Annotated in this window: 13 protein-coding genes; all 13 read left to right on the top strand. The window is 73.5% G+C overall.

Going from position 1 to position 15,981, the window contains the following annotated elements:
• Window positions 1-215: 215 nt before the first annotated feature.
• The 13 genes from ACWCPN_RS32245 to ACWCPN_RS32185 all read left to right on the top strand — a co-directional run bounded on the left by ACWCPN_RS32245 (window position 216) and on the right by ACWCPN_RS32185 (window position 15,974).
• Window positions 216-755: a (2Fe-2S)-binding protein gene (locus tag ACWCPN_RS32245; RefSeq protein WP_451213515.1), complete on the top strand. Its 540-nt coding sequence runs from the start codon at window positions 216-218 to the stop codon at window positions 753-755.
• Window positions 752-1,747: an FAD binding domain-containing protein gene (locus ACWCPN_RS32240; protein WP_451213512.1), complete on the top strand. Its 996-nt coding sequence runs from the start codon at window positions 752-754 to the stop codon at window positions 1,745-1,747. The genes ACWCPN_RS32245 and ACWCPN_RS32240 overlap by 4 nt, the downstream gene beginning before the upstream one ends.
• A 32-nt stretch (window positions 1,748-1,779) precedes the next feature.
• Window positions 1,780-4,170, top strand: a complete 2,391-nt coding sequence (locus ACWCPN_RS32235) for a xanthine dehydrogenase family protein molybdopterin-binding subunit (protein ID WP_451213509.1) — start codon at window positions 1,780-1,782, stop codon at window positions 4,168-4,170.
• Complete coding sequence (locus ACWCPN_RS32230) at window positions 4,167-6,581, top strand: glycoside hydrolase family 65 protein (RefSeq protein ID WP_451213506.1); 2,415 nt, start codon at window positions 4,167-4,169, stop codon at window positions 6,579-6,581. Before ACWCPN_RS32235 ends, ACWCPN_RS32230 begins: the two co-directional genes overlap by 4 nt.
• A 145-nt stretch (window positions 6,582-6,726) precedes the next feature.
• On the top strand, window positions 6,727-7,587 hold the full coding sequence (locus tag ACWCPN_RS32225) for a LytR/AlgR family response regulator transcription factor (protein WP_451213503.1): 861 nt from the start codon (window positions 6,727-6,729) through the stop codon (window positions 7,585-7,587).
• 137 nt (window positions 7,588-7,724) lie between these two features.
• Window positions 7,725-8,090 (top strand): hypothetical protein, encoded by a 366-nt coding sequence (locus ACWCPN_RS32220; RefSeq protein ID WP_451213501.1) that lies wholly within the window; start codon window positions 7,725-7,727, stop codon window positions 8,088-8,090.
• Window positions 8,087-9,850, top strand: a complete 1,764-nt coding sequence (locus ACWCPN_RS32215; RefSeq protein ID WP_451213498.1) for a sodium/solute symporter — start codon at window positions 8,087-8,089, stop codon at window positions 9,848-9,850. The genes ACWCPN_RS32220 and ACWCPN_RS32215 overlap by 4 nt, the downstream gene beginning before the upstream one ends.
• A complete protein-coding gene (locus ACWCPN_RS32210; protein ID WP_451213495.1) occupies window positions 9,847-11,031 on the top strand; it encodes a sensor histidine kinase in 1,185 nt (394 codons plus the stop codon). The genes ACWCPN_RS32215 and ACWCPN_RS32210 overlap by 4 nt, the downstream gene beginning before the upstream one ends.
• A gap of 22 nt (window positions 11,032-11,053) precedes the next feature.
• Window positions 11,054-11,623 carry a DUF6817 domain-containing protein gene (locus ACWCPN_RS32205; protein WP_451213492.1) on the top strand — a complete coding sequence of 190 codons (570 nt, stop codon included), beginning with the start codon at window positions 11,054-11,056 and terminating at the stop codon, window positions 11,621-11,623.
• Between the two features lie 100 nt (window positions 11,624-11,723).
• Window positions 11,724-12,734, top strand: a complete 1,011-nt coding sequence (locus ACWCPN_RS32200) for a LacI family DNA-binding transcriptional regulator (protein ID WP_451213489.1) — start codon at window positions 11,724-11,726, stop codon at window positions 12,732-12,734.
• Between the two features lie 181 nt (window positions 12,735-12,915).
• Window positions 12,916-13,131, top strand: coding sequence for a hypothetical protein (locus tag ACWCPN_RS32195; protein WP_451213518.1), 216 nt, complete (start codon window positions 12,916-12,918; stop codon window positions 13,129-13,131).
• Between the two features lie 340 nt (window positions 13,132-13,471).
• Window positions 13,472-14,887 carry an ABC transporter substrate-binding protein gene (locus ACWCPN_RS32190; RefSeq protein ID WP_451213486.1) on the top strand — a complete coding sequence of 472 codons (1,416 nt, stop codon included), beginning with the start codon at window positions 13,472-13,474 and terminating at the stop codon, window positions 14,885-14,887.
• A 127-nt stretch (window positions 14,888-15,014) separates the two neighbouring features.
• A complete protein-coding gene (locus ACWCPN_RS32185; protein WP_451213483.1) occupies window positions 15,015-15,974 on the top strand; it encodes a carbohydrate ABC transporter permease in 960 nt (319 codons plus the stop codon).
• The last annotated feature ends 7 nt before the right edge of the window (window positions 15,975-15,981 follow it).

The raw sequence follows: 15,981 nt of genomic DNA, 5'->3' as shown, positions 1-15,981 counted from the left end.
TACACCTGCAACACAAACAAAATCATGTCGGTTTTGTTTCGGGTAGCTTGATCGAGGGCCGCCACGCCCCGCCCGGGCCCCCGCCCGGCGACGGCCGTCCGGGCCCGGCGACGGGCGCCACGGGGGCCCTGGAGTGGCCGGGACGTGTGAGGCGTCGCAGCCTGGATACGCGGTGTGCACGGACACCACGGCCCGTCCGGAAGGCCCTGCCTGCCATGACCAGTGAAAAACGGCTCGATCCGCACTCGGAGATCACCCTCCGGGTGAACGGCAAACCCCACACCCTGCTCGTCGACCACCGGCGGGTCCTGCTGGACCTGCTCCGCGAGGACCTGGGCCTCACCGGGTCCAAGAAGGGCTGCGACCACGGTCAGTGCGGCGCCTGCACCGTCCTGGTGGACGGGCGCCGGGTCAACGGCTGCCTGCTGCTCGCCGTCACCCTCGACGGCAGCGAGGTCACCACCGTCGAGGGCCTGGGCGGCGACGGCGAGGAACCGCACCCCCTCCAGCGGGCCTTCCTCGAACGCGACGCCTTCCAGTGCGGCTACTGCACGCCCGGGCAGATCTGCTCGGGCGTGGGCATGATCGCCGAGGCCGCCGCCGGCCACCCCTCCCACGTCACCGACCCGGCGGAGCCCTCCGGCCGGCCCGTGCCGCTGGACCGGACCGAGATCCGCGAGCGGCTCAGCGGCAACCTGTGCCGCTGCGGCGCCTATCCGCGCATCGTCGAAGCGGTGGAGGACGTGATCGGGTGAAAGGCTTCGGATACCTCAGGCCCGCCGGCGTCCAGGAGGCCGTCGAGGCGTACGCGGCCCACCCAGGCGCCCGCTACCTCGCCGGCGGCACCAACCTCGTCGACCTGATGAAGCTCGGTGTGGAGACCCCCGGAGTCCTCATCGACGTCGGCCGGCTCCCGCTGGACGCGGTCGAGGAACTGCCGGACGGCGCGCTGCGCGTCGGCGCCACCGTCCGCAACAGCGATCTCGCCGCCCACCCGCTGGTCCGCGACCGCTACCCGGTGCTCTCCCAGGCACTGCTCGCGGGCGCCTCCGGCCAGCTCCGCAACGCCGCCACCACCGGCGGCAACCTGCTCCAGCGCACCCGCTGCACCTACTTCCAGGACCTGGACAAGCCCTGCAACAAGCGGGAGCCGGGCAGCGGCTGCGGTGCCCGCGACGGCGTCCACCGCGACCACGCCGTGCTCGGCCACTCCCCGCACTGCATCGCCACCCACCCCTCCGACATGGCCGTCGCCCTGGCGGCCCTGGACGCCCGGGTCGAGCTGTACGGCACCGAGGGCGAACGCGCCATCCCGGTCGCCGACTTCCACCGGCTGCCCGGAGTGCGCCCGGAGCGGGACACCGAGATCCGCCCCGGCGAGCTGATCACCGGCGTGCTGATCCCGGCCGTCCGGGCCGGGGTGCCCTCCGCCTACCGCAAGGCCCGCGACCGTGCCTCGTACGCCTTCGCCCTGGCCTCGGTGGCCGTCGTCCTGCGGGTCACGGACGGACGCGTGGAGCAGGTGGGACTCGCCTTCGGCGGCCTCGCCCACCGGCCCTGGCGGGCCCATCACGCGGAGACGGCCCTGCTCGGCGCGGCGGCGACCCCCGACGCGTTCGAGGGCGCCGTGGCGCTGGAACTGGAACGCGCCGAGCCGCTGCGGGACAACGCCTACAAGGTGCCCCTGGCCCGCAACCTCGCCCTGGACGTCCTGAACCGCCTCGCCCCCGCACCCGCGACGGCCTGACCCCCGGACCCGGCCGACCCCAGGAGAACCCGATGGCGAACGACCCTCTGGAGCACGGCGGCCCGCTGCCGGGGACCGGCCTGCCGCACGACGACCCGATGGCCGCCACCGGGCTGCCCCGGGACGACCCGCCGGCCGGCCCCGGTCTGCCGCACGACGACGCGATGGCCGCCGTCGGGGCGGCCCGGGACGCCCCTCCGGCCGACGCCGGTCCGCCGCACGACGACCCCGTCACCCGCGCCGCCACCGGCGCCCCGGGTGAGGCCGGCGCCGACCGGCGGCCCCGCTCCGGCGCCCTGGAGCAGGACCCCCACCCCACCCCGCGCACCGGCACCGCACTCGGGGCGCCCGCCGGCCGCCGCGAAGGGCGCGAGAAGGTCACCGGGAACGCCCGGTACGCCGCCGAGTACCCGGTGCCCGGCCGTGCCCACGCCTGGCCCGTGCCCGCCGCCGTGGCCCGCGGCCGGGTCACCGGTGTGGACACCGCGGCCGCCCTCGCGCTGCCCGGCGTGCTCGCCGTGCTGACCCCCGGCGACGCCCCGCGCCTCGGCGCGACGGACGACGCCACCCTCGCCGTCCTGCAGAACCGGCACGTGCCGCACCGGGGCTGGTGCGTCGCCCTGGCCGTCGCCGAGACCCTGGAGGCGGCCCGCGCCGCCGCCCGGGCCGTCCGCGTCACCTATGCCGCCGAGCACCACGACTGCGTGCTCCGCCCGGACCACCCGGACGCCTACGAGCCCGAGGAGGCCAACGCCGGCCTGCCGGGCCGTGTCGAACACGGCGACCCGCACGCCGCCTTCGCCGCCGCCGACGTCCGCCTCGACAACGAGTACCGGGTGCCGCCCCTGCACAACCACCCCATGGAGCCGCACGCGACCACCGCGCAGTGGGACGGCGACCGGCTGACCGTCCACACCTCCAGCCAGGGCGGCACGACCGTCCGGTCCGTGCTCGCCGGTCTCTTCGGCCTGCCCGAGGAGCACGTCACCGTGGTCGCCGAGCACGTCGGCGGCGGCTTCGGCTCCAAGGGCACCCCGCGCCCCGACGTCGTCCTCGCCGCGATGGCCGCCCGGCGCACCGGCCGGCCGGTCACCCTGGTCTACCCCCGCCGGTACCTGCCCACCGTCGTCGGCCACCGCGCGCCCACCGTGCACCGGCTGCGCCTCGGCGCCACCGCGGACGGACACCTCACCGCCGTGCTGCACGAGGTCACCACGCACACCTCGCACGTCAAGGAGTTCGTGGAGCAGGCCGCGGTGCCCTCCCGCGTCATGTACACCGCCCCGCACCTGCTCAGCGTTCACCGCGTGGTGCCCCTGGACGTCCCCAGCCCCTCCTGGATGCGCGCCCCCGGCGAGGCCCCCGGCATGTACGCCCTGGAGTCGGCGATGGACGAGCTCGCCGACACCCTCGGCCTGGACCCCGTCGAACTGAGGATCCGCAACGAGCCGGACGACGAGCCCGGCAGCGGCAAGCCGTTCAGCAGCCGGCACCTCGCCGAGTGCCTGCGCGAGGGCGCCCGCCGCTTCGGCTGGGACCGGCGCGACCCGCGCCCGCTCTCCCGGACCGAGGGCCCGCTGCTCATCGGCACCGGGGTGGCCGCCGCGACCTACCCGGTCCAGATCTGGCCGTCCACCGCCACCGCCCAGGCCCTGCCCGACGGCACCTTCGTCATCAGGGTGAACGCCGCCGACATCGGCACCGGCGCGCGTACCGTCCTCGCCCAGGTCGCCGCCGACGCGCTCGGCGCGCCCCTGGACCGGGTACGCACCGAGGTGGGCCGCAGCGACCTGCCCGCGGCGTCGCTGGCCGGCGGCTCCTCCGGCACCGCGTCCTGGGGCTGGGCCGTGCACGAGGCCTGCGCCGAACTGGCGACCCGGCTCGCCGAGCACCCGGGCCCGCCGCCCGCCGAGGGCCTGACGGCCCGCTCCGACACCGCCGGCCGGGCGGACGCCGACTCCCCGTACGCCCGCCACGCCTTCGGCGCCCACTTCGCCGAGGTCACCGTGGACACGGTCACCGGTGAGGTACGGGCCCGCCGGATGCTCGGTGTCTTCGCCGCCGGGCGGATCCTCAACGCCCGTACCGCGCGCTCCCAGTTCGTCGGCGGCATGACCATGGGCCTGGGCATGGCCCTGACCGAGGGCAGCACCGTGGACGCCCCGTTCGGCGACTTCCCGGAGACCGACCTCGCGTCCTACCACGTGCCCGCCCACGCCGACGTCCCCGCCATCGAGGCCGACTGGATCGAGGAGGACGACCCGCACCTCAACCCCATGGGCAGCAAGGGCATCGGCGAGATCGGCATCGTCGGCACCGCCGCCGCCCTCGGCAACGCCGTCCACCACGCCACCGGGATCCGGTTCCGCGAACTGCCCCTCACCCCGGACCGGATCCTCGCCGGCCTGCTGTCCGAACGGTGACCGCCACGACGGGGGACCCGGGCCGGGGGGCCGCCCAGACGCGGGGACTGCTGTGGGAGTACGACGGTTACGACCCCGCGGAGGAACGCCTGCGGGAGTCCCTGTGCACGCTGGGCAACGGCTACTTCGCCACCCGCGGCGCGCTGCCCGAGTGCGCCGCGGACGCCGTCCACTACCCCGGCACCTACGCGGCCGGCGTCTACAACCGGCTCACCTCCGAGGTCGCCGGCCGCCGGGTCGGCAACGAGGACATGGTCAACCTCCCCGACTGGCTGCCGCTGCGCATCCGCCCGGACGGCCACGACTGGCTCGGCCCCGACACCACCCCGGTCGCCGAGCACCGGCAGATCCTGCACCTGGACCCGGGCGTACTGGAACGCCTCACCCGGTACCGGCTCGACGGCGGCGGCACGCTCCTGGTGCGCCAGCTCCGCCTGGTCCACATGGCCGACCCGCATCTCGCCGCGCTGCGCACGGACATCACCGCCGAGGACTGGACCGGCGAACTCGACGTCGAGGCCGCGCTCGACGGCGGTGTCACCAACTCCGGGGTGGCCCGCTACCGCGACCTCGACGGCCGCCACCTCACCCGGATCGAGGCGGGCAGCGCCGAGTCCGGCGCGATGTGGCTGCGCTGCCGCACCCGTACCTCGGACATCGGCGTCGGACTCGCCTGCCGGCTGACCGCCGACGCCCCGGCGACCGACGCGCACGAACCGACGCGGGCCGTGCGGCTGCTGCGGCTCGCCCTCGCGCCCGGCCGCACGGTCACCGTCGACAAGTGTGTCGCCCTGCACACCTCCCACGACCCCGCCATCAGCGACCCGCTGTGGGCCGCCGTGGACCGGGCCGAGACCGCGCCGCCCTTCGACGAACTGCTCGCCTCGCACGCCACGGCCTGGGAACAGCTCTGGCGGCGCGCCGAACTCGACGTCCCCGGCGAGCCGGGCAGCATCCTGCGCCTGCACCTCTTCCATGTGCTGCAGTGCCTCTCCCCGCACACCGCCGACCTCGACGTGGGCGTCCCCGCCCGCGGACTGCACGGCGAGGCCTACCGGGGGCACGTCTTCTGGGACGAGCTGTTCGTGCTGCCGTACCTGAACCTCCATCTGCCCGAGGTGTCCCGGGCGTTGCTCCACTACCGCCACCGCCGTCTGGACGCGGCCGTCCACTCCGCCCACGAGGTGGGCCGGCGCGGTGCCCTGTACCCGTGGCAGAGCGGCAGCGACGGCCGGGAGGAGACCCAGGAACTGCACCTCAACCCCCGCTCGGGACGCTGGCTGCCGGACCACTCCAGGTTGCAGCGGCACGTCGGATCGGCGGTCGCCTACAACGTGTGGCAGTACTGCGAGGCCACCGGCGACACCGACTTCCTGCACACCGAGGGCGCCGAGATGCTGCTGCAGATCGCCCGCTTCTGGGCCGACTCGGCCACCTACGACGAACACCTCGGACGGCACCGCATCATGGGCGTGGTCGGCCCCGACGAGTACCACGACGCCTACCCGGACGCCGCCGGACCCGGCCTGGACGACAACGCGTACACGAACGTCACCGCGGCCTGGGTGCTGCTGCGCGCCCTGGGCCTGCTGCGCGACCTGCCCGAGCCGCGCCGCCTCGAACTGGCCGAGGGCATCGGTCTGGAACAGGACGAACTCGCCCGCTGGGAGGAGGTCTCCCGCACCCTCCACGTGCCCTACCACGACGGCGTGATCAGCCAGTTCGAGGGCTACGGCGACCTGGCCGAGCTGGACTGGCAGGCCTACCGGGACCGGTACGGCGACATCCGGCGCCTGGACCGGATCCTGGAGGCGGAGGGCGACACCGTCAACCGCTACAAGGCGTCCAAGCAGGCCGACGTGCTGATGCTCGGCTACCTGTTCTCACCCGCCGAACTCCAGTCGCTGTTCCGGCGGCTGGGCCACCGCCTCGACGAGGACATCTGGTCCGCGACGGTCGACCACTACCTGCACCGCACCTCCCACGGCTCCACCCTCAGCGGCCTGGTGCACGGCTGGATCCTGGCCCGCGCCCGCCGCGCCGACGCCTGGGGCTTCGTCCAGGAGGCACTGCGCGGCGACATCGCCGACGTCCAGGGCGGCACCACCGGCGAGGGCATCCACCTGGGCGCCATGGCCGGCACCCTCGACCTGGTGCAGCGCTGCCTCACCGGCCTGGAGACCCGCGACGGCGCCCTCTGGCTCGACCCGGTGCCGCTGCCGGAACTCTCCTCGTACGGCTTCTCCCTGCGCTACCAGGGCCACTGGGGCGTGAGCCTGCGCCTGCGGGCGGGCCTGCTGGAGGCCGTGGTGCCGGCCGCCTCCGGCCGTCCGCCCATCGACTTCCGCCTGCAGGACCGGGTGGTCCGGGTCGGACCGGGGGAGCGGGTGCGCATGCGGCTGCCGGACTGACCGGCACGCGCCCGCCGCCGGCTTCTCGACGGCCGCGGTACCCAGGGGTCAGGATGCCCTCTGACGGTACCGGGGTGCCGGCGGCGGATTCCGGGCGCCGGGGGCCGCGTGACGGCACGGGACGACGGGACAGGGGACCGGGGAGATGCGGGACATGGGCGCGGCCGGGCGGCCCGGGCTTCGAGCCGGCGACGGACAGGAGCCGCTGCGCGCGCTCGCCGTGGACGACGAGGAGCCCGCGCTCGGGGAACTGCTGTACCTGCTGGGCGAGGACGAGCGGATCGGCACCGTCGTACCCGCCCTCGACGCCGCCGCAGCGGTGCGCCTGCTGGAGCGGGCCACGGCCATCGGCCCCGACGGTCCGGACGCCTTCGACGTCGTCTTCCTCGACATCAACATGCCCGGTCTGAGCGGCCTGGACCTGGCCGGTCTGCTCGCCGACCACCCGGACCCGCCGTTGATCGTCTTCGTCACCGCCCACGAGGACTTCGCGCTCCGGGCGTTCGACCTCAAGGCGGTGGACTACCTGCTCAAGCCGCTGCGCAAGGAGCGCTTCGCGGAGGCCGTACGCCGGGTCGCCGAACTGACCCGGGCCGGGCAGGGACCCCGGCCGCCCCGGCTCCCGGCGGGCGGCACCGCCCCGGCCGGCGCCCCCGGCGACCAGGTCCCGGTGGAACTCGGCGGGGTGACCCGGTTCGTCCCGGTCGCCGACATCACCTATGTCGAGGCACAGGGCGACTACGCCCGCCTGCACACCCCGCACGGCAGCCACCTGGTGCGCGTCCCGCTCACCACCCTGGAGGAGCAGTGGCGCTCCCGCGGATTCGTCCGCATCCACCGCAGCCGCCTGGTCGCCCTCGGCCGCATCGAGGAACTCCGCCTGGACGGCGGCAACCTGACCGTCCGGATCGGCGACCGGATCCTCGCCGTGAGCCGTCGCAACGCCCGGGAACTGCGGGATCTGCTGGCCGCGCGGGCCCGGGGGACGGTACGCGGACGACGGTGACGGGAGCCGGTGCGCGGGGCCTCGCGAAGCGGCCGTGGCGGCCCTGTGGCGATCCTCGTCCAGTACCTACCTGACCGCCCCGGCGCTGCGTACACTCGCCGCATCAAGGTGATCACCGCGGCGTCGGGGAGTGCGTGATGGGTGCCGAATCCGTCCCTCGCAGAGAGGTGGTCACCGGACGGCCCCGCACCGACCGCGCGGGCCTTCCCCCGCCCCGCGCAACGATCCCGCCAGGCGGTCCCGCCGCCCCCGAGGACGCCCCCGTACGGCTGCTGATACGCCGTCAGCTCCGGGCCGCCCTCACGGCGACGGCCCTGCTCGCCCTCTCGCTGGGCCTGCTCCCCGTGCTTCTGCGGATCCTCTCGTCCGGCGGCGCCGGGCACGACGTCCCGCTCGCCGTCTGGCTGCTGCTGGGCGTGGCACCGTATCCGGTCCTGCTGTGCACCGGGGCCTGGTACGTCCGCCGTGCCGAGCGCAACGAGGGTGACGTGACCGGGCGTTGAACCAGACGTACGGAATCGCCGGTGTGACGGCCGTGGTCCTGGCCACGGTGCTCGTCGGCGCGCTGGGCCTGCGCGTCTCACGCACCACCTCCGACTTCTACGTCGCCTCGCGCAGCGTCCCGCCGCGGCTCAACGCCTTCGCCGTCAGCGGCGAGTACCTGTCCGCCGCCTCGTTCCTCGGCGTCGCCGGACTCGTCCTCGCCCAGGGCGCCGACATGCTCTGGTTCCCCATCGGCTACACGGCCGGCTTCCTGGTGCTACTCGCCTTCGTCGCCGCCCCGCTGCGCCGCTCGGGCGCCTACACCCTGCCGGACTTCGCCGAGGCCCGCCTGGAGTCCCGTGCCGTGCGGCGGATCGCGAGCGTGCTCGTCGTCGGTGTCGGCTGGCTCTACCTGCTGCCCCAGCTGCGCGGCGCGGGGCTGATCCTCCGGCTGCTCACCGGCGCGCCCGGCTGGTTCGGCGGCCTGGTCGTGGCCGCCGTGGTCACCGTCGCGGTGGCCGCCGGCGGCATGCGCAGCATCACCTTCGTCCAGGCGTTCCAGTACTGGCTGAAACTCACCGCCCTGCTGGTGCCCGCCGTGTTCCTGCTCATCGCCTGGCGGGCCGACCGGGCCCCGGCCCCCGCCTGGGACGAGCGGCCCGTCCTCCAGCGCTCCACCCGGGTCGCCGGCGACCGGCCGCTGACCCTCACCGTCCACGAACCGGTACGCGTCACCGGCACCGGAACCGTCGACGGACGGCCCCTCGACGGCGGCCCGCTCACCCTCGGCACCGGCACCCACCGCGTCGGCGCCGGCACCGCCCTGACCTTCCCGCCCGGCACCCCCGTGCCCCTGCCCGACGACGGCGGGCCCGGCACGGCCCCCGCCGACTGGGCGCAGCCGCTGTCGGCGGGCCGCGAACAGCACGGCCTGTACGCCACCTACGGGCTGATCCTCGCCACCTTCCTCGGCACCATGGGACTGCCGCACGTCGTCGTCCGCTTCTACACCAACCCCGACGGCCGCGCCGCCCGCCGCACCACCGTCGTCGTCCTCGGCCTGCTCGGCGCCTTCTACCTGCTGGTCCCGCTCTACGGGGTGCTCGGCCGGCTCTACGCGCCCGACCTGCTGCTGACCGGCGACACCGACGCGGCGGTGCTCGTCCTGCCGCAGCGGCTGATCGGCGGGCTCGGCGGCGACCTGCTCGGCGCCCTGGTCGCGGGCGGCGCCTGCGCGGCGTTCCTGTCCACCGTCTCCGGACTGACCATGTCCGTCGCCGGGGTGCTCGCCCAGGACGTGCTGCCCACCCTCGGTATCCGGAACTTCCGGCTCGCGACCCTGCCCGCGATCGCGGTGCCCACCGCCGCCAGCACCGTGGTCACCGACCTCCCCGTGGCCGACGCGGTCGGCCTCGCCTTCGCCGTGTCCGCCTCCTCGTTCTGCCCGCTGCTGCTCCTCGGCATCTGGTGGCGCGGCCTGACCCCGCCGGGCGCGGTGGCGGGACTGCTCCTCGGCGGCGGGTCCGGGCTCACCGCCGTGACCGTGACCATCGCCGGCGGGGCGAGATCCGGCCCGCTGCACACCCTGCTGGCCTGGCCGGCCGTCTGGTCGGTCCCCGTGGGCTTCGCGGCGATGGTGCTGGTCTCCCTGGCCACCCGGCACCGCGTCCCGGCGACCGCGGCCGCCACGATGGCCCGGCTGCACCTGCCCGAGCCCGCGAGCGGCCGGACCACCGCCCGGGGCGCCGGTCCGGCGCGGTCCCGGGGGCGCCGTCCGTGACCGCGCTCGGCACCGTCGTCCTCGCCGTGGCCGCTCTCGGGCTGTTCGCCCTGGGGGCCGCACTCGGCCACGCCGGGGCCCGCCGCCAGCAGGAGAACGCGGCCGACGTCGGCACGCCCGTGGAGCGGGCCACCTTCCACACCCTGCACACCGCCTCGCTCGCGGCACCGCCCCTGCGCGCCGGACTCACCCCGGACACCGCCCGCAAGGCCGCCCGCCGCCTGCGGCCGCTGCTCGGCACGGTGGCCCTCGCCCTGGCCGACGAGGAGTCCGTGCTCGCCTGGGACGGCACCGGCGACCACCACCGGGCCGCGGCCGCCGCCCAGCTCACCCACGCGGCGCGCACCAGGACGTTCCCGCTGACCTGCCCCGACGCCCGCTGCCCCGTCCGCTGGGGGGTGATGGTCCCGCTGACGGTCGACGGCCGGGAGGCCGGCGCGCTGGCCGCCTTCGCCGACCAGGAGTCCGCCGTCGTCGTCCGGGCCGCCGAGGAAGTGGCCCGCTGGGTCTCCGTGCAGCTGGAACTCGTCGACCTGGACCGGGCGCGGTCCAGCGTGATCGAGGCCGAGATCCGGGCCCTGCGCGCCCAGATCTCCCCGCACTTCGTCTACAACTCGCTCGCCTCCATCGCCTCGTTCGTCCGTACCGACCCCGAGCGGGCCCGCGAACTGCTTCTGGAGTTCGCGGACTTCACGCGTTACTCGTTCCGCCGGGGCGGCGACTTCACCACGCTCGCCGAGGAACTGCGCTCGATCGAGCAGTACCTCGAACTCGCCCGAGCCCGCTTCGGCAGACGCCTGGAGGTGACCCTGCGGATCGCCCCCGAGGTACTGCCCGTCACCCTGCCGTTCCTCTGTCTGCAGCCCCTCGTGGAGAACGCGCTCAAACACGGTCTCGAGGAGTCCGTGGACCGCGGCCGGATCACCATCACCGCCGAGGACGAGGGCACCGAGGCCCGGGTCGTCATCGAGGACGACGGCGTCGGCATGGACCCGCAGCGCCTGCGCGACCTGCTGCGCGGCCGGGGCGGGCCGTCCGCCGGAATCGGCCTGAGCAACGTGGACATGCGGCTGCGCCAGGTCTACGGCGACGGCCACGGCCTCGTCATAGAGACCGGCGTCGGCGCCGGCACGAAGATCACCGTGCGGCTCCCCAAGTTCCACCCGGGATCGGCCCGTTGAGAGTGAGAGGACGGAAGAAGGAATGGAACCGGACACCGGCACACCCGCCGACGCCGCCGAGCGGGCCCTGGCCCTGCTCCGTGAGTGCGGCGCGCAGACCATGGCGCACCCCGGCGGCACCCTCCTCGCGCACCTGCGCCGCGTACAGGACCGGCTCGCGCTCTGGCAGGCCCGTCCGGCGCTCCGGCTGGCCGGACTCTGCCACGCGTTCTACGGCACCGACGGCTTTCCCGGCGCCCTGCTCCCGGTGACCCGCCGGGCGGAACTCGAAGCGGCGATCGGCGCCGAGGCCGAGTCGATCGTCCACCTCTACGCCTCCTGCGACCGCGCGGCCACCTACCCGGACCTCGGGCGCCCCGGCGCCCCCTTCCACGACCGCTTCACCGGCGAGTCCCACGTGCCCGGGCCACGGGCGCGCCGGGACTTCGCCGAACTGTCGGCCGCGAACGAACTCGACCTCGCCCGCCTCGACCCCGCCTTCCGTGACCGGTGGGGCGCCGACCTGCTCGCGCTGTTCACCCGCATCCGGCCGCTGCTGAGCGCCGACGCCTGGCTCGACTGCCGCACCGTCCTCGCCGCGCCCGCCCGGTGAGGCGCGCCGCGTGCCCAGGCACCCGGGCGTCCGTCACGGCGTCCCGAGCGGGCGGCAATCTCCGCAATTCATTTGCGGAAATTGCGCTAGGCTTGCGTACATGACGCGACGACTTGCTCAGGTGGCTAAGAAAGTGGGGGTCAGCGAGGCGACGGTCAGTCGTGTCCTCAATGGCAAGCCCGGGGTCTCGGAGTCGACCCGCCGGTCGGTGCTCACCGCCCTGGACGTCCTCGGCTACGAACGGCCCACGCAGCTGCGCGGCGAGCGCGCCCGGCTCGTCGGACTCGTCCTGCCGGAGCTGCAGAACCCGATCTTCCCGGCGTTCGCCGAGGTCATCGGCGCCGCGCTCGCCCAGCAGGGACTGACCCCCGTCCTCTGCACGCAGACCAAGGGCGGTGTCTCCGAGGCCGACTACGTGGACCTGCTGCTGCAGCAGCAGGTGTCCGGCGTGGTCTTCGCCGGCGGACTGTTCGCGCAGGCCGACGCACCGCACGACCACTACCGGCAGCTGGCCGAGCGGGACATCCCGGTGGTCCTCGTCAACGCCTCCATCGCGGGCCTCGACTTCCCCTGTGTCGCCTGCGACGACGCCGTCGCCGTCGAGCAGGCCTGGCGCCACCTGGCTTCGCTGGGGCACGAGCGGATCGGGCTGGTGCTCGGCCCGAGCGACCACGTCCCTTCCCGCCGCAAGCTGGAGGCCGCCCGGCTGGTGGCGCGCCGCACGGGCGAGGAGCTGCCGGACGAGTTCGTCGCGCGGTCGATGTTCTCGCTGGAGGGCGGGCAGGCCGCGGCCGCCCGGCTCCTGGAGCGCGGGGTGACCGGCATCGTGTGCGCGAGCGACCCGCTGGCGCTCGGTGCCATCAGGGCCGTGCGCAGGCGCGGGCTCACGGTCCCGGGAGACGTCTCGGTCGTCGGGTACGACGACTCCGCGTTCATGAACTGCACCGAGCCTCCGCTGTCGACGGTCCGTCAGCCCATCGAGGCGATGGGCCGGGCGGCCGTCGAGCTGCTGTGCGCCCAGCTCCAGGGCGCCCGTTCGCACCCCGGCGAGCTGCTCTTCGAGCCCGAACTGGTGCTGCGCGGCTCCACGGCGCCCCCGCCCGCGGGCTGATCCCCTCCCTTTCCCCTCCGGCCGGCACCGGCACCGGGGACCGCCTCCACGGTCCCCGGTGCCGGTGTTTTCGTATGCCCCTGATCGACAATTTTTCGGGTCGACAGCGTAGACGACCCCACAGTCCTCTGGAACTCTCTGAGCGTTCAACGCAAGGAGGAGACATCAGAGTGCTTCATTCGTGAGGCCCAGATTGGACGAGGTCGTCCTGAACACCGTCACCCGCACCGGCGACAAGGTCGACACCCAGGCGCCGACCGCCCCGTCGAACCTGGCGTACACCGAGCCCGCGGACGGGAAGATCAAGCTGACCTGGTCCGCCTCCTCGGACGACACCAAGGTCACCGGGTACGACGCGGCAACGCGGTGGACGTCCGCAACACCACGTTCACCCTGAAGATCAACATCAACCCCTGAGAGCACCGCAAGCTGTTTGCGGGAGTTTGCAGCAGACTTGCGTGCGCTTTGCGTCCTCGTGACGCGGATGCCGCGGCCCGCCTCGGGAGTCTCCCGAGGCGGGCCGCAGGCTGCTTTGCCGTTGACGGGGGGCTGTTCGGGCCCTGAGGTCCACGCGGAGCCTGCGTCTGTGGCGGGCCTCGACTGTCAAACAATTACGAAATTAGCGCGACATCTTGCTGCCTGTTGTTGAGGGTGGTTGAGTGTGCGGCGCCCCACAACGCACCGAGTCGCACCGACGGTGGGGCGACCTCACCGTTCATGCCCGAAGGGGACCACCCATGAGAAGTGCCCGGTTCCGCCGTACCCGCCGCTCCGGCGCGGTCGCCCTCGTCTCCGCGCTCACCCTGACCGCGCTCGCCGCCTGCGGCACCAGCGCGAGCAACGACGGCGCCGGTGGTTCCGAAGGAGGTGGCTCCTCCGACCCGGCCGCCCCCCTGGATCCCAGGACCAAGGTGACGATCACCATCGACTGCATGCCCCCGGCGGCCAAGGCGGCCGAACTCAGGGAGTGGAAGCAGGACGTCGCCGAGTTCAACAAGAAGTACCCGAACGTGACCATCGAGGGCCGCTCCACACCCGGCCAGTGCCTGGAGCCGCCCCGCTTCACCGCGATGCTGAAGGCCAAGTCCCAGCCCGACGTCTTCTACACGTACTTCACCGACCTGCCCCAGGTGCTGGACAACGACGGCGCCGCGGACATCACGGCCTACGTCAACGACCGGACCGTGCCGCTGCTGAAGGACATCGACCCGAACGTCCTCGGCTCGCTCAAGCAGGACGGCAAGCTCTACGGCCTGCCCACCAGCAACTACACCATGGGCCTGCTCATCAACCGCAAGCTCTTCAAGCAGGCCGGCCTGAACCCCGACGCACCGCCGCGCACCTGGGACGAGGTCCGCACCGCGGCGAAGAGGATCGCCGCTCTCGGCGACGGCGTCGCCGGCTACGGCGACTACAGCGCGGCCAACACCGGCGGCTGGCACTTCACCGCCCAGGTGTACAGCCTCGGCGGTGACATCGTGGACGCGAGCGGCAAGAAGGCCGCGTTCGACAACGACATCGGCCGGCAGGTGGCGCGCAACCTGCACGCCATGCGCTGGGACGACGACAGCATGGGCAAGACCCAGCTGCTCAAGTGGGGCGACCTGCAGAAGCAGATAGCGAGTGACAAGCTCGGCATGTTCCTCGCCGCCCCCGACGACATCGCGTACATGGTCCAGCAACTCGGCGCCAAGTACGAGAACTTCGGCATGGGCCCGATCCCGGGGGCGAAGAACACCCTGGCCGGCGGCAACAACTACATGATCAAGAGCGGCATCTCCGGCGACAAGATCAAGGCCGCGGTCGCCTGGCTGAACTTCAAGAACCTCACCGTCGGCAAGGGCCAGTTCGAGTGGGACCGCACCAAGGCCGACAAGCTCCCGGTCGGCGTCCCGCAGCCCAACTTCTGGCTGGGTGAGTCGAAGAAGAAGGACGACGCCGCGCGCCTGGCGAACGCCACCATGCCCGTCGCCAACTTCAAGACGTTCATGGACAACCCGGTGCCCGGCAAGGCCGAACCGCCCAAGGCACAGGAGATCTACAAGGTCCTCGACAACGTGATGTCCGGCATCCTCACCGACAAGGACGCCGATGTCGACAAGCTGCTCGCCACGGCCGAGTCCCAGGTCGACCAGGTCCTCGCCAACCAGTGACCGGTCCCCGGCGGGGGCGGGCCCACGAGCCGGCCCCCGCCGGGAGCACCGGATGCGCACCGCTGCCCTGCGGTCACCGCGGCGCGTGCGCCCCAGCAACCCGGCAGCCGAGCAGCAAGGAGCGACGATGGCGGCCCCCAGCCTGACCCCGAGCACCGCGGACCCCGCCCGCCCGGCACCCCCGCGCACGGCGGGCCCGCCACCCCCCGGCGGCCGGCTGGCCCGCGAGGTGCGGCGCAACCTCACCGCCCACGGCTTCCTCATCGGCGCGGTGATCTGCTTCGCGGTGTTCTCCTGGTACCCGATGATCAGGGAGTTCGCCCTCGCGTTCCAGAAGACCGGCAACGGCGGGACCAGTTGGACCGGCCTGGACAACCTCGAAACCGTCTACCACGACCCCGCCTTCTGGCAGGCCTGGCGCAACACCCTGGTGTTCACCCTGCTGGCGCTGGTCCTCGGCTTCGCGGTCCCCTTCGTCACCGCGATCGTCATCAACGAGTTCCGGCACGGCCAGGGCTTCCTACGGCTCCTCGTCTACCTGCCCGTGATGCTGCCGCCGGTCGCCTCCGTGCTGCTCTTCAAATATCTGTACGACCCCGGATACGGCCTGCTGAACGAGCTGCTGGGCGTTCTGCACCTGCCCGAGCAGCAGTGGCTGCAGGACCCCGACCTGTCGATGCTGTCCGTGGTCATCGCCTCGACCTGGATGAACATGGGAGGCGCGACCCTGATCTACCTCGCCGCGCTCCAGGGCATCCCCGGCGAGCTGTACGAGGCGGCCGAACTCGACGGCGCCGGACTGCTGCGCAAGGTCTGGCACGTCACGGTCCCGCAGACCCGGCTGGTCCTCTCGCTGATGCTGCTGATGCAGGTCGTCGCGACGATGCAGGTCTTCGTCGAGCCGTTCCTGCTCACCGGCGGCGCCGGCCCCGAGGGTTCGACCACCACGGTCGTGTACCTGATCTACCAGTACGCCTTCAACTTCAACAACTACGGTGCCGCGGCGGCGCTCGGCCTGCTCCTGCTCGTAATCCTCGCCGGTTTCTCGGCGGCGTACGTGCGGCTCAGCCGCGCCGGCGACGAGTAGACGGGGG

It is taken from the genome of Streptomyces sp. NPDC002386, assembly GCF_053593175.1.
The sequence above is the reverse complement of the archived record's forward strand: the minus strand, read 5'-3'. Positions and strand labels throughout refer to the sequence as shown.